Raw genomic sequence first — 19,847 nt, 5'->3', positions numbered from 1 at the left:
TAATTATTTTGATCTTCTATCAAGTAAAACGGCAAGTAATATAACACCACCTTTAACAATTTGCTGATAGAATGATGAAACATTCAACAAGTTTAAGCCATTATCGATAACACCAATAATTAATGCGCCAACCAATGTTCCAAAAATACGGCCGCGTCCACCCATAAGACTTGTACCACCGATAACAACTGCAGCGATTGCATCCAGTTCAAACATCGATCCGGCTGTTGGCTGTGCTGAGTTTAATCTGCTTGTTAAAATAATTCCAGCTAATACTGATAACATCCCAGTTAACGCGTAAACCCAGATCTTCACGCGATCCGCTTTAATTCCTGATAATGTAGATGCTTCTTCATTTCCGCCCACAGCATAAACTTGCCGGCCAAAAACTGTTTTACGAAGCACAAAGTATAAGATAAGGAATACGCCCAGCATCAAAATAACTGGAAATGGAATACCAAATACATAACCTCGACCAATCATTTCAAATGTGAAACTATCAGAAAGACCTGTAACTGGTTTACCGTCTGTATAAACGAGCGTTGCACCACGGAAAATGGTCATGGTTGCAAGTGTTGCAATAAACGGAGCTACTTTACCTTTCGTAATAATAAGCCCATTCATTGCACCCAATGCTAGCCCGATCAATAAACCAACCAATATAGCAAATAGCGGATCCATCCCGGTCGTTAACATTCCAGCTGTCAACGCACTGCCTAAGGCCAGCATCGACCCTACTGATAAGTCAATACCAGCAGTCAGGATAACAAATGTCATCCCAAATGCAATTAGCGCATTTACGGAAATTTGGCGAAGCAGATTAAGAATGTTATCCAATGTGAAGAAATTCTCACTCATAAATCCTAATATTATCATTATTAGAATAAGTCCTATCAATGGGCCGATTTTCGCAAAATTAGTAACCAATAATTTATTCATCATGACTCCCCTCCTGTAGCTGCCGTCATTATTTTTTCCTGATCGGCCTCATGCCTGTCCATGGTTTGTGTGATCTTACCTTCGTGAATAACCATTATGCGGTCGCTTACACCTAAAATTTCCGGCAGTTCAGAAGAAATCATGATAATTGCAACACCATTTTTGGTAAGCTCATTCATAATGTTATAGATTTCTTTTTTCGCCCCAACATCAACACCGCGTGTTGGCTCATCCAGGATAAGCAGTTTCGGATTTATTCCGAGCCATTTTGCGATAACAATTTTTTGCTGATTACCGCCACTTAATGACTTAACTTCCTGTTCTCCACCGGTCGTTTTAACATGTAACCGCTTAATTAAATCCGTTACAAGATCACGTTCTTTTTTGGCTGACACAACTCCATTTTTTGATACTGTTTTCATATTGGGAAGGGAAATATTTTCGCGAATTGATGTATTAATCACCAACCCTTTTGCTTTACGATCCTCTGATATAAAACCAATCCCAGCTTTCACGGCGTCACGCGGGTGTTTAATAGACAACTTCTTCCCATCCAGTAAGACAGTCCCATTATTTTTCTTTTCATAGCCAAAAATTGCTTCCATAATTTCGGTTCTGCCTGCTCCCATTAATCCTGATACACCAAGAATTTCACCCTTATTTACATGAAAGCTAATATCGTTAAATAATCCTTTTCGTTCAAGGTTCTTCACTTCAAAGATAACATCGCCAACTGCGTTCGACCGTTCCGGAAAACGCTCGCCAAGCTCGCGTCCAACCATCATTTTCACAATTGCTTCAAAACTGGTATCCGAAATATTCTCCGTTCCGATATACGTCCCATCACGTAGTACTGTGACCCGGTCACAAATCTTAAAAATTTCCTCCATCCGGTGTGAAATATAAATAATTGCAACACCACGATTTTGCAGTGATTCGACAACGCGAAACAGATTATCAATCTCACGCTCAGTTAAAGCAGCGGTCGGCTCATCCATCACAATCATCTCTGCATTAGTCGATAACGCCCGTGCGATCTCCACCATCTGCTGTTTGCCAACTGACAAATCACCTGCAGTATCGTCCGGATGAATGTTTGTTACACCTAACGCTTGTAAACTTGCTTTAGTTTGTTTTTTCATTTCTTTTGTGTTTAAAATACCGGTTTTCGGATAAGTGATGTCTTTACCAAGAAACATGTTTTCTGTAACTGTAAGGTGCGGAATAATGTTAAGCTCCTGGTGAATAACAAGGATCCCTTCCTTCTCTGCCTGTTTCGGGTTCGAGAAATCCACTTCTTTACCATTCACTTTAATTACACCATTATCACGTTTATGAATCCCCGTTAACACTTTAATCAACGTAGATTTTCCAGCACCATTTTCGCCCATTAATGCGTGAACCTCACCCTTCTGGACGTTAAAATGGACTCCATTCAACACTTGGTTCCCAGAAAAGGATTTATCAATTCCATCCATTTCCACAAAAGGTGTTTGTACCATGATTTTCACCTCCTTTGGTTAAAAAATGACGCCTGACTTCAATATTACGTTTGCAAAAGGGGTCGCTTCCCCTGTACGAATAATAACCTGTGAATTGCCAGTTTCCTTTTTTAAATTCTCATGTGTTATATAGTTTTTAGGAATATCTTTATATTCCTCAGAAATTTCATCGTATAAAGCTTTATTATTGTCTTTTATTTCACTTGCGAACGTCATTTCCTCGATCATCATATCTGCTGACACAGCCTTAAGAACTGATGTAAATTTTGGTGTGCCAAGCTCTAGCGATAAATCGATACAAGGGACTTCATTTGGAATTGGTAGCCCGCAATCACCGATAACGATTGTGTCTGTATGTCCTAATCTTGCAAGTACTGTTGCAATATCTCGATTTAAAATGCCTGACTTTTTCATTCCGAAACCTTCCTTTCTAGCAAGAACTTCTCTACCTCTTCTTTTGTCGGCATACCACCTTGTGCACCAACTTTTGTGACAGATAATGCTGAAGCCGCATTGGCCAACTGAATCGCTTCGCCAACAGCTGAGCCTCGTGCAAGTTCTGTTGCAAAGACACCATTAAATGTATCTCCCGCACCTGTTGTATCCTCTACATCAACGGGGTAACTCGGTACATGTTTTTTCACACCACCTTCGAAAAATTGAACGCCTTGATCACCTTGGGTAACAATCACTTTTTCATGGATACCTTCAAATAACGGGTCGTTTTTTATCGATTCAACTTCTAATTCATTAGGTGTTAAATAGGATGCCTTCTCAAGCAGTCCATCTGGTAATGGTTGGTATGGTGCAGGGTTCACAATTACTGGAATGTTATACGTACTTGCAGCTTTCAGTGTATAGAGAACGGTTTCCATAGGGACTTCCAATTGAAGCAACACCACGTCACTATGTTTTATTTGGTCAAGATTGTGCTCTACTAACTCTGGTGTAACAAGTAAGTTTGCTCCGGAAGCAACAATAATCCGGTTATCATTTTCAGATAAAATTATATTTGCAATACCTGTTGCTGCACTTGAAACGGTTGCAACACCATCTATGTTAATGCTCTCACTTTCAAGGTGTTCTAAAAGGGTTTTACCGAAAGGGTCATCCCCAACAGCGCCTATGAAATTAACATTCGAACCAATTCTTGCTGCAGCAACTGCTTGGTTCGCACCTTTTCCACCAGGATAGGTGAAAAAATCATCGCCAAGAACGGTCTCACCTTGCTTTGGCATTGCTCTAGTCGTTACGATTAGATCCATATTGATGCTTCCAACAACACATACACTTGGTTTAATAGCCATCTCCTTACCTCCTTGATATTGTTGATTGTCGTTCTGTTAATACAACTTTAAATTCCTCTGACCTGATACTTGTTTGATTGTCGTCAATTTGCTGAACAAGTATTTCTGCCGCTTTAGATCCTATGTCGTAAATAGGCTGAGCCATCGTCGTAAGTGAAGGTGTAGTTGTCTCACCAAGAGCAATTCCATCAAACCCGATAACCGACAAATCAGCTGGAACACTGATTCCTAGATTAGCTGCTGCACTCAATGCCCCAGCACCCATCAAGTCGTTTCCAGCAAAAATCCCATCAATTTCAGGATGATCCTTCAATAATTTCATCGTGGATTGCTTGGCAATTTCGAAATTAAATTCACCAGGTAAAATATAGCTGGAAATGAACCAATCTTCATCTTGAACCTCATCCAAATAACCTTGCAGGCGTGTTTTCGTGTTACCTGCATGTTCAGGTCCGCAAATATGAGCGATGCGCTTGCACCCAATTGATTTTAAGAACTGTACAGCTTGTCTCGCACCTTCACGATTATTCACTGTCACCGATGAAAGCTTAGAACTCAAGATTCGGTCTAACGCGACAATTGGGGCATTTATCTTACTTATATGCTCTTCCGAAATTGTACTCGAAACAATAATAAAACCATCCACCGACTTCTGCTGTAAAGCACTCAAATAGGTTAATTCTTTTTCAATGTCATCATCTGTATTACAAAGCACAAATGTATATTCATAACGATTCGTTACATCTTCCACGGCTCGCGCAAGCTCCGGGAAATAAGGGTTCATAATATCCGGCACAAATAACGCAATCATTTTTGAACGTCCCTTAAAAAGACTTCGCGCCACATCATTCGGCAAATAATTCAATTGCTCAATCGCCTGCTTCACCCGCTCTTTTGTCGAAAAATTCACATATCCATTACTGTTCAAAACACGTGATACAGTAGCAGTCGACACATTGGCAAGCTTAGCGACATCCTTTATAGTTGTCATATACAATAACCACTCTCATAATTTAGTATTTAATACTTCTGTCGATACTTGCACCTCTTCTGTTGATACTCGCGATTCTTCTGTCGATACTCGCGACTCTTCTGTTGATACTTGCACCTCTTCTGTTGATACTCGCGATTCTTCTGTCGATACTCGCAACTCTTCTGTTGATACTCGCGCTCTTCTGTTGATACTCGCGACTCTTCTGTTGATACTCGCGACTCTTCTGTTGACATGCCTTACATGTAACCCGTTACATACGCGTTAAAATAAAAACGACGTCCCTCATGTAACCCGTTACACATTATGTTAAAGCGTTTTCATTAAGATGTCAATGCCTGAATTATATAAATTTTTCGTTGCTCAAAATAAACGAGCAGTGCATCCAGCACTGCTCGCAACCATCCGATTATTTTTTTCGAAGCTTTCTTATTTCATCTGCAACAAATTGTACCTGTGTACCGACAACAACCTGTATATTATGCTTGCCGACAACATTGATGCCTGGCACACCTGTTGATTTAATTTTGTCCTGATCGACCTTATCCATATCATTTACTTCAAGCCTTAACCGAGATACGCAGTTATCAACTGTTGTCACGTTCTCATCTCCGCCTAAACCTTCATAAATTTTCTCAGCCATTTCAGCTGTTTCATCCTTCTCAGCCCCATCGGTGGCATCCAAGCTTTCCGCTTCGCCTACTTCTTCTCCTTGCTCGTCAGCATCGTCTTCACGACCTGGTGTCTTCAAGTCAAATTTGACAATTAGGAAACGGAACAAGAAGTAATATATTACGCCAAAAACAAGGCCTTGTACAACAAGCATGAGTGGCTGATTGGCAATTGGTACTCCTAAGCTTAGCGTATAGTCAACTAACCCAGCACTGAAACTAAATCCAGCAGTCCATTCAAACATTGCAGCAATAGCCATCGAAAGTCCTGTAAGTGCCGCGTGAACAACATATAGTAATGGCGCCAAGAACATAAATGAGAATTCAAGTGGCTCGGTTACACCGGTGAAGAATGAGGCGAATCCGGCAGCCATCATTAGTGATGCAGTTTGTTTTTTACGTTTCGTTTTTGCTGTGTGATACATTGCCAATGCTGCTGCGGGCAGACCAAACATCATGATCGGGAAGTACCCAGCTAAGTAGCGTCCAGTAATTCCCTTTTCTCCTTCACTCGCCCAGAAATTAGCAATATCATCAATTCCTGCAACATTAAACCAGAAAACAGAATTTAGTGCATGATGCAACCCTGTTGGAATGAGCAATCTGTTAAAGAACCCATACAAACCAGCTCCAAATGCTCCTAAATCACTTATACCTGTACCAAATGAAACCAGTCCTGAATAGACAACCGGCCAAACGAAGAAGAGAGCAGCTGATACAACCATCATGGCTGCAGCACTCATAATTGGAACAAGCCGCTTACCACTGAAGAAAGCTAGAGCATCCGGCAGCCTGACTTCACTAAACCGGTTATACATCATCGAGGCTACAATTCCGGATAAAATACCTATAAACACGTTTTCAATACTTTCAAAAGCTGGATTGACAGAACTTTCCTCAATCCCTTGCAGACCAGCAACTCCACCTACATTTAATAGATTTGTTACAACCAAAAAGGCTACAAGTCCGCTTAATCCAGCGGCACCATCTTGCTCTTTCGACATTCCAATTGCAACACCAACAGCAAATAATATACCAAGATTTCCAATAATGGCTAACCCGCCATTGGTCAGAAATGTTGCAATTGTACTGTCGGCTGCAAAGTTAAGAATCCAGTTTCCAATACCAATCAGAATTGCCGCAGCCGGTAATACCGCAACCGGGAGCATTAATGAGCGGCCAAGATTCTGCAAATACTTCATCATTATAAATTCCTCCTAACATAGATTAATGTTTCATAAAATATGAATTCTGATACATTTGCTCAAACTGTGAATTCGTTTTCAAAGAATGAGTTCATAAATTCTTTCTGCACTTTTAATGTGTTCTTAACCTTTCGATATGAAGCGTGATGTATCCCAACTCTTCCTCAGGAAGCTCAATTTGATAGGAAGCATATATTTCCTGAGCTACTTTTTGTGCACATTGAAATGAATAAGTATACTTTTTCTTAATCATCTCAAACATCTCATTATCCATCACATGACTCTCATACCATTTTGCTCTGCTTAAAGCGAACTGCAAATGTGTTACTAACCGTTCATAGGATATGTCAGCTTCATGAACCTCGATATTTAAATACTTTTTAATAGTCTGCACCATATCCTGAATTATTGTCGTTTGCTTAACCGTTTCGTGAATATCACCCCCTTGAAGTTTCATTGTATGAATATACAGTGCAATAAACGCTGCTTCATCAGCAGGCATCGTGATCTGAAATTTTTCCTTAATGTGCTGAATGGCCCATAAACCGATTTCAAATTCTTCCCTGTACAAAATCTTAATTTCCTGCAATAGTTTATTTTTTAGCTTGATACCACTCTGTTCCCGTTCAATTGCAAAGGAAATATGGTCTGCCAGCTGCACACGGATATGCTCGCTTAATTCTGTTCCCAAGCGCTTTTCCGTATAGGTAATAATTTCTTCTGATATGGTAAAATGCTCCTCTGGTATCCTGAGTAATAGCTGCTGCAGTTTTTCATTCTCCTTTAGAACGAACAATTTCTCTACCCTGCTAGAAATCACAATGTCATTTTTTTGCTTACCAAAACCCACACCAGCCCCAATAGCAATCTTTTCTTCCTGTTCATCGATAACAATTGCCGCATTGTTATTTAATATTTGTTTTATTTTCACCTGAAGCCCACATCCTTCATAGCACGTTTTTCATTCAATGATCACTGCTCAGAAGTTGTGATTATTACTGTTTCTCCAGCCGTGCTTTCTTTTTCTTCAGTCATACTGAACTTCTTGCCAGTATCCTGTCCATTTGTAATAACAATTGGAGATATATCACTCGAAGCATTATTCCGAACATATTCCAGATCAAATTCCATCAGCTTTTCACCTACTGACACTTTATCGCCAGTACTGACATTGATGGTAAAGCCCTTTCCTTCTAGCGAGACTGTTTCAAGTCCTATGTGAATGAGTATTTCGATTCCGTCTCCTGTGCGCAGCCCAATAGCATGCTTTGTCTCAGGTATTTGAACAACTTCACCATCTACTGGCGAATACACTTGCCCTTTATTAGGCTTAATCGCAACCCCGTCTCCCATCATCTTCTGACTAAAAACAGGGTCCGGAACTTCTTCTAACGAAACAATCTCGCCATTAATTGGTGCATATATTTTCGTGATTGAGCTTTCCTTTTTAAAAAGATTTTTAAACATAACAACATTCCTCCTTTAAGGTAAGTATGTGCAAAAGTTACTGAAACTAAAAAAGACATGGCGGTTTAGAGAAGAACCTATGCCCTTCTCATAATACCACCATGCCTAATCGCATCAGTAACATGTGATTCGTAATTATTTTTTCTTGAGTCTATCGTATCATCATTCAAATGGAAAAATCAATCATTCACTTTTAAAAATTATCTCATCCTGATTATCAATTCGTTCTCTATTTCTAAATAAAAAGAATTGAATTGGCATCGTAATCATAAATGTGACAATAACCAATACAAGGTGAAGCGTCTCATTTTTAGAATATCTTTTAATGATAAAGTAAAATCCATAAACTAATAGAACGAACGTTTGAGGCAAGACCTACAAATGGAATGAACCAGGATAGGAAAAATGCACATGCCATTGTTACGCCATAAACCAATGTAAATTTACCACGCAGCGATTCATGCACATCATCCTCAACAAGCTGCGTGATTAAAAATGTATTAACAATCGGTACCCATGCCATCCACGCCAGGTCACTTTTGCCTTCCCTTTTAGCTATTTTAAATAATCCAATAGCCATTAGAATATGAAAAACGATTGCAACTACTAGTAAAAAGAGAATCAGAAACAAAAATCCGGCAAGAAAAAGAAACAAACCTTCATCACTATTCATTTAATCCCTCCATTTTTAAAAAAACTTAGCTTTATGCCTAAAAGTCCAGGCACCAGTGCACCCGGACTTATTATTATTTATCAAACACAACCCGCGTATTACCAATCATGTCATGTAAACCTTGTTTTTCCCCACTAAATGCAACGAACAAGTATAACAATCCGGTAAAGAAAAACACACGGTGAATAAATCGACCAACTACTTCTCTAAAAATAAGATCCTTCCACTCGAGCGAATGAGCATCTTCTCGAATAACGCGCAATCCAAATATCATTTTTCCTAACGTCTGACCAAAATATTTAGTCATTAGCAGAAAGTACAAATACAACACAATCACACCAACGATACCAGCCATTGTCCAGAAACCAATATCAATTCCAGCCCCATCATTGATAAATTTAGATGGACTAAGCAGGATGCCGTTAATACTAAATACAATAAGCAAATCAGCTAGATATGCCCAAAACCGCATCCAGAACCCAGCAAATCTGTAATCAACACTCTCAGTATATTCCACTTCATTTTCACTCATGACGGCACCCCCTTATTTAGAATACAAGTACATAGCACGTGGTCCATTGGATTCACGCAACAATTCCTTGATACCGAATAATTCTGTTTGTCCTTTAAACATTCCTTGTAATGTACCACCTAAAAATTCGTTAATTTCAAGACCCTTTTTATATTCAATCACTTTGGCATTATCCCAGCCATTATCTTCTTTCATAATGGCAATCGTATCAGTGAGAGACCCAAGCTCATCAACAAGACCATTATTTGCAGCTTGTTCTCCGGTATACACACGGCCATCGCCAAGCTCACGGACTTTCGACTCTGACATGTCACGGCCTTCCACGATCACATCCACAAAATCTCCGTATAAATTATCAATCATCGTCTGCAAAATTTCTCGTTCTTCATCGGTCATTTGACGTGACTGCGACATAATATCCTTGAACTCGCCACTCTTAATCGTATTAAATTTAATACCATGTTCATTCGCAAATTCCGCAAAATTAAAGCTCTCCATAATAACACCAATTGAACCTGTCAATGTTGCAGAATGCGCAACGATTTTATCGGCAGGAGCAGAGATATAATATCCCCCTGATGCTGCTGTATTCCCCATTGATACATATACAGGCTTGTCATGCTCTTCTTTTATCTTAACAATCTTGTCATGTATTTCATCGCTTTCTACAACGCCCCCGCCAGGTGTATTTACACGTAAAATAATGCCGTTAACAGTTGAGTCTTCCCCAGCTGCTTCAAGCATTTCCAGGAATCGCTCATGATTATATCCGCCTGTATTAAGCAAGGATGCTGTAGATGCATTTTGAATTACTCCATCCAGTTCAAGTACTGCAATCTTATTGCCTGATCCTTCCTCGACAACCTCTTCTTGAAATTTCTGCGATGAATCCGGGAAGTTAAACATTTTTTCAAAATCAGCTGTTACTACACTCGTTACAGCTTGAAAACCTAGTGAAACGACAAATAAAACAACCGCTACACCAAGTGCAATCCAACGTTTTGTATTCAATTTCATGTCCTCCAATTCATTCCTGTTTTATGTATTACCGCTATTTTACATTATTGTTAACATTTATGCAGAAAACTTGTACGTTTGTTACAAAATAGCGAGTCCAAAACACAAAAATTGCTTTGGACCCAGCGCCATACACGATTTCTATGTGAAGTTAATCAAGTTCAGATAATGCCGCTTTCAATTTATATAATTCCTCTTCCGTCAATGTAACCCCTTTTCCCATTTTCTCTTTGTCCGGTGCCCAGTCTCTAAGGTCATATTTGGGATCACGCCCATTCCAGCTTACCAGGTTAAGCTCTTTCGTCCATCCTTTTGGCGACTCTGATAGCACAGCTACTGTTTCGATTATCTCATATTTAAGATCTGCCACATTGATTCCTCCTTAATATACTTCATAGTTATTACCAGTTTGCATACCATCAACACTTTTAACAAAAGCACGAGCCACACGACCAGCAGGAACAGGATCAAACCCTGCAAAGAATTTACCAAGCTTTTCCCATGACTCCTGTACAATATTAGGACTTACACTATTTATGCGGATACCTCTAGGCATTTCAATTGATGATGCTTTAACGAATGCCTTGATGCCACCATTTGCCATTGCTGCAGACGCACCTAGTGGAATCGGATCATCCATCATCACACCTGTTGTTAACGTGAAACTGCCACCGTCATTTACATATTCCATACCTAGCAGGACAAGATTTATTTGCCCTTTAAGTTTACTTTCAATTCCTTTTTCATTTAGTTCCGGTGTTAATTCAGAAACAGCTGTAAAATTCGCACCACCAGATGCATTGACTACAGCATCTACTTTACCAATCTGTTTATACATTTCTCTGATGCTATCCTCGGAAGTAATATCAACAGAAACATCTGCCCCATTTCGTCCAGCGCGAATTATTGAGTGATTCTCTCCTAACTCTCTTACAATCTCTTTGCCAATTGTCCCTGCTGCACCTACAACAAGTATCCTCATATGCAATCCAACTCCCCTTGATATATTTTAGAAATAAAGCTTTCTGCTCCGTTTCGCCCGCTTCACTTTCGGCGGAAAATATCCCCGTTCATAAATTCTCCCTTTCGAAATACTGCACCTCTTTAGAAATATATCCATCTCATCCGTCTCGTATGTCTCAAAAGCCTTCATTAAAATTTTGGCAGCAACCCTAGCATCCTCAAGTGCATGGTGATGCTCGAAGGAAATACCGTGATAACCAGCTACCGTATTTAACTTATGATTCTCTAACTCGGGCCAAACTCTTTTAGAAATATTCACCGTACAAAGATAATCCATTTCAGGATATGTAAGGTTAAAGTAGTCCAATGTATTTCGAATCACACTCATATCAAAACTGGCGTTATGTGCAATAACTATGTTATGAGATAAATAATCATTGAGTGTCGGCCACAATTCTGAGAACGTCGGCGCATCTGCCACATCTCCCTCTCGTATCCCATGAATACGCGTATTAAACGAACTGAAATGCATCATTGGATTTATTAAACTATAAAATTCATCAACAATTCCATTTTCATTGGCGACAACAACACCAATAGCACATGGACTGTTTCTCTTTTCATTCGCCGTCTCAAAGTCAATGGATACGACATTCATGGATTGGCCTCCTCTATAACAATACTCTAACGTAATTTTAACATATCCCACGTTCAAACAACCCTGAAAAAGGATTTAAATTTTGATGGTGTTTATCTTCGCTGATTCCCAGGCGAATTCTGCTGATTCCGAGCTATCTAATCCACTTCCGATGCTGTTCGCCCGAACGATTACACCTAATTAAGCAGTATAGTTTAATTAAAGCAAGAAAGTTTAACGCTGTTATGATGAATATTAATGACACAATAGCAAAAATGAGTGGCGAGAGGATCGGAATGTGAATCTCAAAGTAATGAAGCGGATCGTGGTTCCGCTAAATGGGTAAAAATCCGTCCTGTAAAGCTTGAATCGGATCCTCGTTCCGTTATTCACCCAATATCAATGAAAAATATGGTTAAAAAGGGTGAATAGAGGAATGAGGATTACATAACGCGATAAAAATAGGCGTTTTCAAGGAAATAACGGAATGAGGATACGGCAAATCAGTGGCTTAAGCTTGTTTAGTAAATCAAAGTGTTTCAAATGCTAAAAATATTCTTGACATTCATTTGCAAGAGTTGTATTGTATTCAATAATACAAAATTGAATAATTTTCTTATCCAGAGAGGTGGAGGGACTGGCCCATTGAAACCTCAGCAACAGATTTTAAATACTGTGCTAATTCCAGAAGCTGAAATGCTTAAAGCTTGAAGATAAGGAGAGTGATACTTAACGGTTTCAAACCCTCTTCTATTTTCAGAAGTGGGTTTTTTTATTTTATTTAAGAGGAGGAAAACGATTGAAGCGCAGTTTAGAAGAACGTTTAAAAGATGGAACTGTTATTGTTGGTGAAGGGTATTTATTTGAATTAGAACGTAGAGGGTATTTGCAAGCAGGATCATTTGTTCCAGAGGTTGCACTTGATAACCCCGAAGCACTGAAACAGGCATATAGGGATTATATGTACGCAGGCTCAGACGTTGTATTAGCCTTTACGTATAATGCACACAGGGAAAAAATGCGCATTATTGGCAAAGAAGATCTATTAGAACCATTAAACCGAAATGCGGTTCGCTTAGCAAAAGAGGTTTCTAAAGAACATCCCAGCGAAGAAGCGTTGGTGGCTGGAAATATCTCAAATACTAATATTTTCGATCCCGAAGACCCTGAATCCAAGACTAAGGTCAGAGGTATTTTTGCCGAAATGATAAAATGGTGTAAGGAAGAGGGCGTCGATTTCATTAATGGGGAAACGTTCTATTACCATGAAGAGGCACAAATAGCCCTGGAAGAAATTCTGAAACAGGATTTACCAGCAGTCATCACGTTTGGACTAATGGGAGAGAATGTATTGAGGGATGGCTACACTGTTGAAGAATCCTGTAAAATACTTTCTGAAAGTGGCGCACTGGTTGTGGGCATGAATTGTTTCCGGGGTCCTGAAACGATGCAGCCTTACCTTGCTGACATACGTAACAATGTAGATGGCTATGTGGGTGGACTCCCTATCCCATACCGTACAACTGAGGAAAACCCGACATTCTTTAATTTACCGGATGGAGGATGCAGCTGCCATCTGCCTTTAGAAACAACTTTTCCGACTGCACTTGATCCGCTTTACCATAACCGATACGAACTGGCAGCCTGGGCAAAAGAGGCAAACGACATCGGGATAAATTATATCGGGCTTTGTTGCGGAGCATCACCAGCAATGCTGCGTTCAGTAGCTGAAGCTGTAGGAGTTAAAACAGTAAACTCAAAATATTCCCCAGACATGGAGAAGCATTTCTTGTTTGGGACAGACAAAACACTTCAAGAACATAATCAGAGCTACCGGTTAAAAGCTTAAAAAAATACAATTCTACAAAACTAAAAACAGAAAGAAGGAATATATATGTCAGTATCGTTAACAAAAGCACCACCATTCAGAGCAGAGCACGTTGGAAGCTTACTACGCCCGGATAATTTACACAAAGCAAGACTAGATTACAAGGAAGGCAAACTTACAGCAGAACAATTACGCGAGGTGGAGACAAAAGAAATCAAGCGTGTTGTCGATAAGCAAATTGAACTTGGCTTAGAAGTTGTTACAGATGGGGAGTTTCGCCGTACATGGTTTCACTTGGACTTTCTGGAGCATCTAAACGGAATTGAAGGATATGCACCTGAGCAAGGATACCAATTCGAGGGATTGGAAACAGAGAAATATGACGTACGGAATACTGGAAAGATTTCGTTTAACCCTGACCATCCATTCCTAAAAGATTTCACTGATTTAAACGAAATTGTTGATGGACGGGCACTCGTAAAGCAAGCTATTCCTAGTCCAAATCAGCTATTTAACGCCGGCATTCACAATACAGATATCTATCCAAACATCGAAGACTATGCAAGTGATATTATTAAAACCTACCAGGATGCAATCAAAGCATTTTACGATGCTGGTGTACGGTACTTGCAATTAGATGATGTATACATCGCTGGACTATCCGCTCCAGATATCCCATTTAATGAGGGAAAATATTCAAGAGAAGATTTAATTGACCTTGCGTTACGAGTAGTTAATGGCGCTTTAGAGAATAAGCCTGAGGACTTAATTGTAACAACACACTTATGCCGAGGAAACTACCAATCTACCTGGGCATTTGAAGGAAGCTATGCTCTTATCGCTCCTACATTATTGGCAAAAGAAAAAGTAGACGGCTTCTTCCTGGAATATGATGACGATCGCTCAGGGGATTTCAAACCACTTGAACATATTCCAAACGGCGGTGCACAAGTCGTATTAGGTCTTATAACATCGAAGAACGGAGAACTTGAAGACAAAGAAACAATTAAAGCACGTATTAAAGAAGCATCACAATATGTGCCACTCGAACAACTATCTTTAAGCCCACAGTGCGGCTTTGCTTCAACACATCATGGCAATAAATTAACGGAAGAGCAACAATGGAATAAACTGAAATATATTGTTGACCTGACTGAAGAGGTATGGGGCATTTCTAACAAGTAATAAATAAAGAAGCTTGCAGAGAATACGATTTCTCTGCAAGCTTTTTTTAATCTACTGACAATTTTTTGCTGGACTTTTCTCCGTGTACTTAAATGTATAGATGAACAGACTAACCAAAAATAGTAACTCAATTACCTTAGTTAATAGACTAATCGTAATCTGCATATCCTTACCTAACAATATTAATGATTGGTTCGTATTTAAATCAAATAAAATATGACAAAAACAATAAATGCCAGTAATCCAAATAATTGTAATTAACGTATTTCTCATCACTCTGTCCCCCCATTTTTGATTGCGTCAAATTCCACTTAGCATATACTAACAGAAAAAGTCATAAAAAGGGAGACTTTTTTATAAAATTTTTTGCGCTATTCATTTACTTCCATTACATACGATGTTAACTCCTTTACTTTTGGATCTTTGAACCTATTAAACCGATAAATATCACAAAAGGCATATAGCTTAACACCGCCGGATTTGGTAACAACTCTTACTGTGCCATCTAAAGCAACAATAACCCTCATGAGTAATGCATAGTAGAGACATTTAGCATTATTAGATTATCTGTTTTCATTATCCTTTCGTCTCCACTTTAAAATAAAACTTGCACACATAGCTGTAATAATAAGTAAAAAAGATTGAAATACACTTGGTTTAAAACTCCAAAATATGAAAGTTAATGATACCCCAAAAAAACAAATAGCAATTAATAATCGTTTTTTGAAACTCATTTATAGTAACTCCTTACTGGTATTCAAATCCTGAGTTATATCCATTCCAATTATAGATTCTGGATATAGTTTAAATGTTGATTGCCGTGGAAGATTTTGAGAATATCATCTCCAGCTGGAACATTCAGCTTTTCATATCCAAGTAAAAATTCCTTGTTATCATAGGATACTTCAATAAAGGAAACGTCAATTTGACCAAAATCCCCAACCCGCAATTTAGCATATGGTGCAAGGGGTTTAGAGGTACAACCTAATGAACTCGGGTTAAGGTAAAGTCTTTCTTTAGACTTAAAATGGTGAACTGTATGATGGTGTCCAAAACAAATAACATCCACATCAGTTAATTCATAAATGTCATCAAGTCTTTGTGAAGTTGGTTGATTATCAATTGGCAAAAATTCATCTCGTCCATTCAAGTGATAATGTACAAACAAAAAGTCCTTTCCGTTTATTCTTGCATTTTGTCTCATTGGAATACTTTTGAGCTTAGAGATAAGTTTCTCATCCAGCCGTGAGGCAATCCATTTATGGTGCTCCCTTTCATCTCCAACACTCCCTGGCTCATTTCCATCAAGTATTTTTAAAACTGCTTCATCATGATTTCCCATCACAAAAGATATATTGTTACGGGAAAATAACAACTCAAGAACTTCATTTGTTTCATGACCAATACCGATTAAATCCCCAAGACAATAAATGTGTTCTATTTGTTCATCTTTATCAATATCATCCATAACAGCCTTCAAAGCCGCACTATTTCCATGAATATCCGCAATGATTGCTACTTTCTCTCCTGCATTCATTATACCCCCCGCTTAATCTGGTTAATTTCAAAAAGAAGTACTTTAAATAAAGGAACCTGGATGAGTCAATACTTTTCCCTTATTTGTAAAAGAAATGGCTGATGAATTCCCTATTACTTTTATACCTTCATCACTAACAGCGACACCAGTTCCATCTCTTAATGCAATAACAGACTTCTTATAATCTTTGATAAAGCCCGATATCAAACTTTCATTTTCAGCTTCATAGTGACACCAAATGGAATAGTCACTTATAAGATTAAGCCCATTAATGCTTTGTAAATCTGTGTTGTTTGGGTCCATATGAGCACAGGTCATGATGTTTGAACCTAATATTATCGCTCCGGCACTACCTCCATAGACAATACCGTCATTCTCTATGTATTCCTTTAAAAGGCTATCAAATTGAGATATCCTAAACTCCCTTAATAAGTTAAACGTATTTCCGCCACCGATATAAATTGCCGAGAACTGTTTAAGATCATCAAAAGATTTGTTATCTACATTGGTCCACATAATGATATCTATTCCAAATGGGTTAAAAACACTATTCGCCCATTTGAAACATTCTTCATAGGGAATAATTCCATTCATTGCAATAGGAATATATAGCAATGGTTTGCTCGGATTAATGTGTTCTATAAAATATTGGTCAATTTCCTTCGATTGCTCCTTATCTCCACCACCAGAAAGAATTAAATGTCCCATTAAGTCCCTCCCCAAAATTAAATAAACTCAAGTGCCTTTTTAACATCCAAATCAACGTCTATATGTTCCGGTGTCCAAGGAATATAAATATCAGGTTGGATTCCAACTCCGCTCATACCCTTTCCTTCATCAACGGTGGATAATTTTGACGTAGGATACGATAGTTTGAATTTGTTCTCCCAACTCATAATGGCAAGATTAGAATAATCATTTAAACCTAATGTTGGTCTTCCAATTACAGTGACCTTTGAAGAATTTTTGCAAAGCTCAACAAATGAATCGCCTGAACTTCCGCAATAGACATCAGTCAAAAGAATAACTTGTTCTGGACCGGGTTTAGTTTTAATTGAAAAACTATCATCCATTTCTCCAAAATCAAGTTCAACAAAGCCCTTATCCTTGTTCTCTTCCAGTTGTTTAATGAAAGCATTTATTTGATTTCGTGTTACCTCGTCTTCAATAGAAGAAAAAGCACTTTTAAGCAATTGTGTTCTCAGTTCTACATTTCGACTTGTACAGTTGGTTAACATAGAACCCTCATCAAATCCATTTAAATCTATTTCTTCTCCTTCTCCTTCAAAAAGAAAAGGAAAGGAAGTAATTCAAAATATGCTAAGTCACTTCCACCTTTGTTTACACGAACATCAATGATTAGATTTTTACGTGTAGTTAAGAATGAACGATTTTCATCGATTAACTTTGAGATCGCATTATGATTCATAAAGTCTGTTAATGTTAAAAATAATGTATCCTTCGAGATTTCTTTTATTGAATACTCTGGCTGGAAGATTTCTTTTGGATACTTTTTAAGTTCAATAGTAAAAGAATTTCCTGATTCACTAACAACATCAGCACTTTTGTATTGTGGAAGAATCGCACTCCAATTTTCCCGCTCCGCTTCCGTTTCCATCAATCTCCTTTTATGAATATTTACTAATTCTGGAACTGTTGAGCCATCTAACGCTGTAATAGCATAACCTTTTTTCACTCTATCTTCCTTTTCATTGGATACAACATAAAGTAAATCGTCATACCTCCTAACGGCAAATCCAACATCGTCTTCCATTTCAGTTGATTGTGCGGTATATTTAAACTCCATATGTAAATCTTTAAAATCCAGTAAATAATCCTGAACAATTCCCACAAACTTTTCATCGTTCATATTGCCCGAATCCTGTATTTTCTCACGATAAAAATTAGGATTATCGCAACCCTTTTTATCCAAACAACCCGCATAATCGTTATGTAAAATACTAATAACATCCTCGAATATTTTTAAGTACATTTTAATCTCCTTTTTTCTACTAATAATTCGTTAGACGTCTATAATAAACATCTTCAGGAGGCTAAATATGACTGATCCCGAACAACTACTGTTTCAGGTGTAAAACGAATCAAGACATTACTTTTATCTAGGTTTTTAAAACGTGGATCCCATTTGTTTTCATCCAGGCCCAAATAACGTGACAGCAGCCGATTTGCAATTGTACTATCAAACGGCAGAACTGCTGCGGTTCCTCTAAACCCAGCATGTAAAACCAGTCCAGTTTTAGGGTTAAAGTCCACAATCCCTATTGCACATTTCGGATTATTTTTTATCCGCTTTGGGAAGGTATCTGAAGGTGTACCAATTATCCAAAGCTGCTGTTTCTCCCAGTGAAACCAAACTGGTGTATCTCTCGGAGCATCCTTATCGACCGTGGCTAAATGAGCAAATAGAGGCTTAGCGAGTAACTTTTCTAAATCAAAACTTCTATCTCCATTAGTAATAATCTTCATAATATGACCTCCCTTTTATTGTTTATCATTACTAAGGTGTCTGTTATTTTTTAATATCTTTTAAAAGAGAAATAACCTCTTCATTCTGTTCAATCATCGTCTGATTTTGCTTTCTTAGTTTCGTGAAATCAAATAAATATATTAATAAGATTGCAACTATCAAAAAACTCATATGTGACCTCTCCCGCTAGTTTAATTAACTTTCCATTATCAGCTTATCTTTTATATTTTCAATAATATCGGAGACTTTAATATTTTCAGTATCGATGTACTCCTCAAAATTGTTTTCCTTAAAGGACTTTAAGCATTGATCAGTTTGCTGGAAACACCAATTCCCATCTTCCTCTCCCCGCTCTCTTAGTCTTTTAGAAATAGTATCCTTACTTGCTGTCAAACAAAAATGGTAAGTTTGTCGATCTATACCTTTAAATCCATTTATAATGTAATTTAAGTATTCTGGTTTTTGAATCGTCATAGGCACTATAAGATTAACTTTATATGTAGTAATTAATAATTCTGCTACATTTACAGTTAACTCCTTCCATAAATGCAAGTCTTGAAAATCACCTGTCACAGCTTCAAGTTGTTTTACTTCCTCGGGAATGACATTCCGCAACATAGATCCAACCTCTTCAGGATCAAATATCATACTACCTTCGACCTCATTAAGAAGTTCATTAGAGATAGTGGTTTTCCCTACACCAAATGCTCCGTTTATCATTATAATCATTAGAATTTATTCCCCATTTCCGATCTTTGAAGCAGAAATTAATTTAAAGGTATATCTAAATACTTTATATATTTATTTGGTTCAATTTCTTGATAAACCCTTACAAATCTAACCTCCAAGGTTCGAAATGGACTAAGTTCAGTTATTGCCGTCCTTTTCATGTTTCTAAGTTCCTT

The 19,847-nt window shown here is 38.1% G+C and carries 25 protein-coding genes and 1 riboswitch; of the genes, 2 read left to right on the top strand and 23 right to left on the bottom strand.

Translation table 11 applies throughout. The features are described from left to right. Nucleotides 1-3: 3 nt before the first annotated feature. The 15 genes from BMY13_RS09905 to BMY13_RS09840 form a co-directional block, all read right to left on the bottom strand. Nucleotides 4-942, bottom strand: a complete 939-nt coding sequence (locus BMY13_RS09905) for an ABC transporter permease subunit (RefSeq protein WP_425445150.1) — start codon at nt 940-942, stop codon at nt 4-6. Next, nucleotides 939-2,441 (bottom strand): sugar ABC transporter ATP-binding protein, encoded by a 1,503-nt coding sequence (locus tag BMY13_RS09900; RefSeq protein ID WP_092504300.1) that lies wholly within the window; start codon nt 2,439-2,441, stop codon nt 939-941. The genes BMY13_RS09905 and BMY13_RS09900 overlap by 4 nt, the downstream gene beginning before the upstream one ends. A gap of 18 nt (nt 2,442-2,459) precedes the next feature. Further along, nucleotides 2,460-2,855, bottom strand: a complete 396-nt coding sequence (gene rbsD, locus BMY13_RS09895) for a D-ribose pyranase (RefSeq protein WP_092504298.1) — start codon at nt 2,853-2,855, stop codon at nt 2,460-2,462. Beyond that, on the bottom strand, nt 2,852-3,748 hold the full coding sequence (rbsK, locus tag BMY13_RS09890) for a ribokinase (RefSeq protein ID WP_092504296.1): 897 nt from the start codon (nt 3,746-3,748) through the stop codon (nt 2,852-2,854). The genes rbsD and rbsK overlap by 4 nt, the downstream gene beginning before the upstream one ends. A 4-nt stretch (nt 3,749-3,752) precedes the next feature. Beyond that, the gene (locus BMY13_RS09885) at nt 3,753-4,739 is read right to left on the bottom strand and encodes a LacI family DNA-binding transcriptional regulator (protein ID WP_092504294.1); all 987 of its coding nucleotides are present in this window, start codon (nt 4,737-4,739) and stop codon (nt 3,753-3,755) included. A 15-nt stretch (nt 4,740-4,754) separates the two neighbouring features. After that, entirely contained in the window at nt 4,755-4,898 is a 144-nt protein-coding gene (locus BMY13_RS19480) for a hypothetical protein (protein WP_175476767.1), read from the bottom strand. A gap of 250 nt (nt 4,899-5,148) precedes the next feature. After that, nucleotides 5,149-6,615: an N-acetylglucosamine-specific PTS transporter subunit IIBC gene (gene nagE, locus BMY13_RS09880; protein WP_092504292.1), complete on the bottom strand. Its 1,467-nt coding sequence runs from the start codon at nt 6,613-6,615 to the stop codon at nt 5,149-5,151. Between the two features lie 112 nt (nt 6,616-6,727). After that, complete coding sequence (locus BMY13_RS09875; RefSeq protein WP_092493509.1) at nt 6,728-7,546, bottom strand: PRD domain-containing protein; 819 nt, start codon at nt 7,544-7,546, stop codon at nt 6,728-6,730. A gap of 41 nt (nt 7,547-7,587) precedes the next feature. After that, a complete protein-coding gene (locus BMY13_RS09870; RefSeq protein WP_092504290.1) occupies nt 7,588-8,082 on the bottom strand; it encodes a PTS sugar transporter subunit IIA in 495 nt (164 codons plus the stop codon). Nucleotides 8,083-8,404: 322 nt separating this feature from the next. Beyond that, a complete protein-coding gene (locus tag BMY13_RS09865) occupies nt 8,405-8,755 on the bottom strand; it encodes a hypothetical protein (RefSeq protein WP_092504288.1) in 351 nt (116 codons plus the stop codon). Between the two features lie 73 nt (nt 8,756-8,828). Beyond that, nucleotides 8,829-9,287, bottom strand: a complete 459-nt coding sequence (locus tag BMY13_RS09860) for an RDD family protein (protein WP_092493506.1) — start codon at nt 9,285-9,287, stop codon at nt 8,829-8,831. Nucleotides 9,288-9,299: 12 nt separating this feature from the next. Then, nucleotides 9,300-10,298 carry a signal peptide peptidase SppA gene (sppA, locus tag BMY13_RS09855; protein ID WP_092504285.1) on the bottom strand — a complete coding sequence of 333 codons (999 nt, stop codon included), beginning with the start codon at nt 10,296-10,298 and terminating at the stop codon, nt 9,300-9,302. Nucleotides 10,299-10,455: 157 nt separating this feature from the next. Continuing rightward, complete coding sequence (locus BMY13_RS09850) at nt 10,456-10,674, bottom strand: YdbC family protein (RefSeq protein ID WP_092493504.1); 219 nt, start codon at nt 10,672-10,674, stop codon at nt 10,456-10,458. Between the two features lie 12 nt (nt 10,675-10,686). Further along, nucleotides 10,687-11,286 carry a short chain dehydrogenase gene (locus BMY13_RS09845; protein WP_092504283.1) on the bottom strand — a complete coding sequence of 200 codons (600 nt, stop codon included), beginning with the start codon at nt 11,284-11,286 and terminating at the stop codon, nt 10,687-10,689. A gap of 27 nt (nt 11,287-11,313) precedes the next feature. After that, complete coding sequence (locus BMY13_RS09840; RefSeq protein WP_092504281.1) at nt 11,314-11,925, bottom strand: 3'-5' exonuclease; 612 nt, start codon at nt 11,923-11,925, stop codon at nt 11,314-11,316. Nucleotides 11,926-12,517: 592 nt separating this feature from the next. Next, nucleotides 12,518-12,624, top strand: a riboswitch (SAM riboswitch). Between the two features lie 79 nt (nt 12,625-12,703). Here BMY13_RS09840 and BMY13_RS09835 point away from each other — a divergent pair. Both BMY13_RS09835 and BMY13_RS09830 read left to right on the top strand, forming a co-directional pair. Beyond that, entirely contained in the window at nt 12,704-13,753 is a 1,050-nt protein-coding gene (locus BMY13_RS09835; protein ID WP_092504279.1) for a homocysteine S-methyltransferase family protein, read from the top strand. Nucleotides 13,754-13,798: 45 nt separating this feature from the next. Further along, nucleotides 13,799-14,917 (top strand): 5-methyltetrahydropteroyltriglutamate--homocysteine S-methyltransferase, encoded by a 1,119-nt coding sequence (locus BMY13_RS09830; protein WP_092504277.1) that lies wholly within the window; start codon nt 13,799-13,801, stop codon nt 14,915-14,917. A 51-nt stretch (nt 14,918-14,968) separates the two neighbouring features. On the opposite strand, the gene BMY13_RS09825 is transcribed toward BMY13_RS09830, so the two are convergent. The 8 genes from BMY13_RS09825 to BMY13_RS09800 form a co-directional block, all read right to left on the bottom strand. Next, the gene (locus BMY13_RS09825) at nt 14,969-15,190 is read right to left on the bottom strand and encodes a hypothetical protein (RefSeq protein WP_092493499.1); all 222 of its coding nucleotides are present in this window, start codon (nt 15,188-15,190) and stop codon (nt 14,969-14,971) included. A gap of 511 nt (nt 15,191-15,701) precedes the next feature. Next, entirely contained in the window at nt 15,702-16,454 is a 753-nt protein-coding gene (locus BMY13_RS09820) for a metallophosphoesterase family protein (RefSeq protein ID WP_092493498.1), read from the bottom strand. A 42-nt stretch (nt 16,455-16,496) separates the two neighbouring features. Continuing rightward, nucleotides 16,497-17,162 (bottom strand): Type 1 glutamine amidotransferase-like domain-containing protein, encoded by a 666-nt coding sequence (locus tag BMY13_RS09815; protein WP_092504275.1) that lies wholly within the window; start codon nt 17,160-17,162, stop codon nt 16,497-16,499. A gap of 17 nt (nt 17,163-17,179) precedes the next feature. After that, on the bottom strand, nt 17,180-17,692 hold the full coding sequence (locus BMY13_RS19740) for a S41 family peptidase (RefSeq protein WP_245736078.1): 513 nt from the start codon (nt 17,690-17,692) through the stop codon (nt 17,180-17,182). Between the two features lie 26 nt (nt 17,693-17,718). Next, nucleotides 17,719-18,447, bottom strand: a complete 729-nt coding sequence (locus tag BMY13_RS19735) for a S41 family peptidase (RefSeq protein ID WP_245736077.1) — start codon at nt 18,445-18,447, stop codon at nt 17,719-17,721. A 53-nt stretch (nt 18,448-18,500) separates the two neighbouring features. After that, on the bottom strand, nt 18,501-18,941 hold the full coding sequence (locus tag BMY13_RS09805; RefSeq protein WP_175476766.1) for a pyridoxamine 5'-phosphate oxidase family protein: 441 nt from the start codon (nt 18,939-18,941) through the stop codon (nt 18,501-18,503). 43 nt (nt 18,942-18,984) lie between these two features. Next, a complete protein-coding gene (locus BMY13_RS19925) occupies nt 18,985-19,113 on the bottom strand; it encodes a hypothetical protein (RefSeq protein WP_281243687.1) in 129 nt (42 codons plus the stop codon). A 24-nt stretch (nt 19,114-19,137) separates the two neighbouring features. Then, nucleotides 19,138-19,671 carry an AAA family ATPase gene (locus BMY13_RS09800; protein ID WP_092504273.1) on the bottom strand — a complete coding sequence of 178 codons (534 nt, stop codon included), beginning with the start codon at nt 19,669-19,671 and terminating at the stop codon, nt 19,138-19,140. Between the last annotated feature and the right edge of the window lie 176 nt (nt 19,672-19,847).

Source organism: Virgibacillus subterraneus, assembly GCF_900110695.1.
Lineage (GTDB): Bacteria > Bacillota > Bacilli > Bacillales > Amphibacillaceae > Lentibacillus > Lentibacillus subterraneus.
The sequence above is the reverse complement of the archived record's forward strand: the minus strand, read 5'-3'. Positions and strand labels throughout refer to the sequence as shown.

Bases quoted from the DNA above. Each gene is read 5' to 3' on its own strand.
- BMY13_RS09905 (WP_425445150.1), bottom strand. From the start codon at position 942: ATGATGAATAAATTATTGGTTACTAATTTTGCGAAAATCGGCCCATTG.
- BMY13_RS09900 (WP_092504300.1), bottom strand. From the start codon at position 2,441: ATGGTACAAACACCTTTTGTGGAAATGGATGGAATTGATAAATCCTTT.
- rbsD (WP_092504298.1), bottom strand. From the start codon at position 2,855: ATGAAAAAGTCAGGCATTTTAAATCGAGATATTGCAACAGTACTTGCA.
- rbsK (WP_092504296.1), bottom strand. From the start codon at position 3,748: ATGGCTATTAAACCAAGTGTATGTGTTGTTGGAAGCATCAATATGGAT.
- BMY13_RS09885 (WP_092504294.1), bottom strand. From the start codon at position 4,739: ATGACAACTATAAAGGATGTCGCTAAGCTTGCCAATGTGTCGACTGCT.
- nagE (WP_092504292.1), bottom strand. From the start codon at position 6,615: ATGATGAAGTATTTGCAGAATCTTGGCCGCTCATTAATGCTCCCGGTT.
- BMY13_RS09870 (WP_092504290.1), bottom strand. From the start codon at position 8,082: ATGTTTAAAAATCTTTTTAAAAAGGAAAGCTCAATCACGAAAATATAT.
- BMY13_RS09865 (WP_092504288.1), bottom strand. From the start codon at position 8,755: ATGAATAGTGATGAAGGTTTGTTTCTTTTTCTTGCCGGATTTTTGTTT.
- BMY13_RS09860 (WP_092493506.1), bottom strand. From the start codon at position 9,287: ATGAGTGAAAATGAAGTGGAATATACTGAGAGTGTTGATTACAGATTT.
- BMY13_RS09845 (WP_092504283.1), bottom strand. From the start codon at position 11,286: ATGAGGATACTTGTTGTAGGTGCAGCAGGGACAATTGGCAAAGAGATT.
- BMY13_RS09840 (WP_092504281.1), bottom strand. From the start codon at position 11,925: ATGAATGTCGTATCCATTGACTTTGAGACGGCGAATGAAAAGAGAAAC.
- BMY13_RS09830 (WP_092504277.1), top strand. From the start codon at position 13,799: ATGTCAGTATCGTTAACAAAAGCACCACCATTCAGAGCAGAGCACGTT.
- BMY13_RS09825 (WP_092493499.1), bottom strand. From the start codon at position 15,190: ATGAGAAATACGTTAATTACAATTATTTGGATTACTGGCATTTATTGT.
- BMY13_RS09820 (WP_092493498.1), bottom strand. From the start codon at position 16,454: ATGAATGCAGGAGAGAAAGTAGCAATCATTGCGGATATTCATGGAAAT.
- BMY13_RS09815 (WP_092504275.1), bottom strand. From the start codon at position 17,162: ATGGGACATTTAATTCTTTCTGGTGGTGGAGATAAGGAGCAATCGAAG.
- BMY13_RS19740 (WP_245736078.1), bottom strand. From the start codon at position 17,692: ATGTTAACCAACTGTACAAGTCGAAATGTAGAACTGAGAACACAATTG.
- BMY13_RS19735 (WP_245736077.1), bottom strand. From the start codon at position 18,447: ATGTACTTAAAAATATTCGAGGATGTTATTAGTATTTTACATAACGAT.
- BMY13_RS09805 (WP_175476766.1), bottom strand. From the start codon at position 18,941: ATGAAGATTATTACTAATGGAGATAGAAGTTTTGATTTAGAAAAGTTA.
- BMY13_RS19925 (WP_281243687.1), bottom strand. From the start codon at position 19,113: ATGAGTTTTTTGATAGTTGCAATCTTATTAATATATTTATTTGATTTC.
- BMY13_RS09800 (WP_092504273.1), bottom strand. From the start codon at position 19,671: ATGATTATAATGATAAACGGAGCATTTGGTGTAGGGAAAACCACTATC.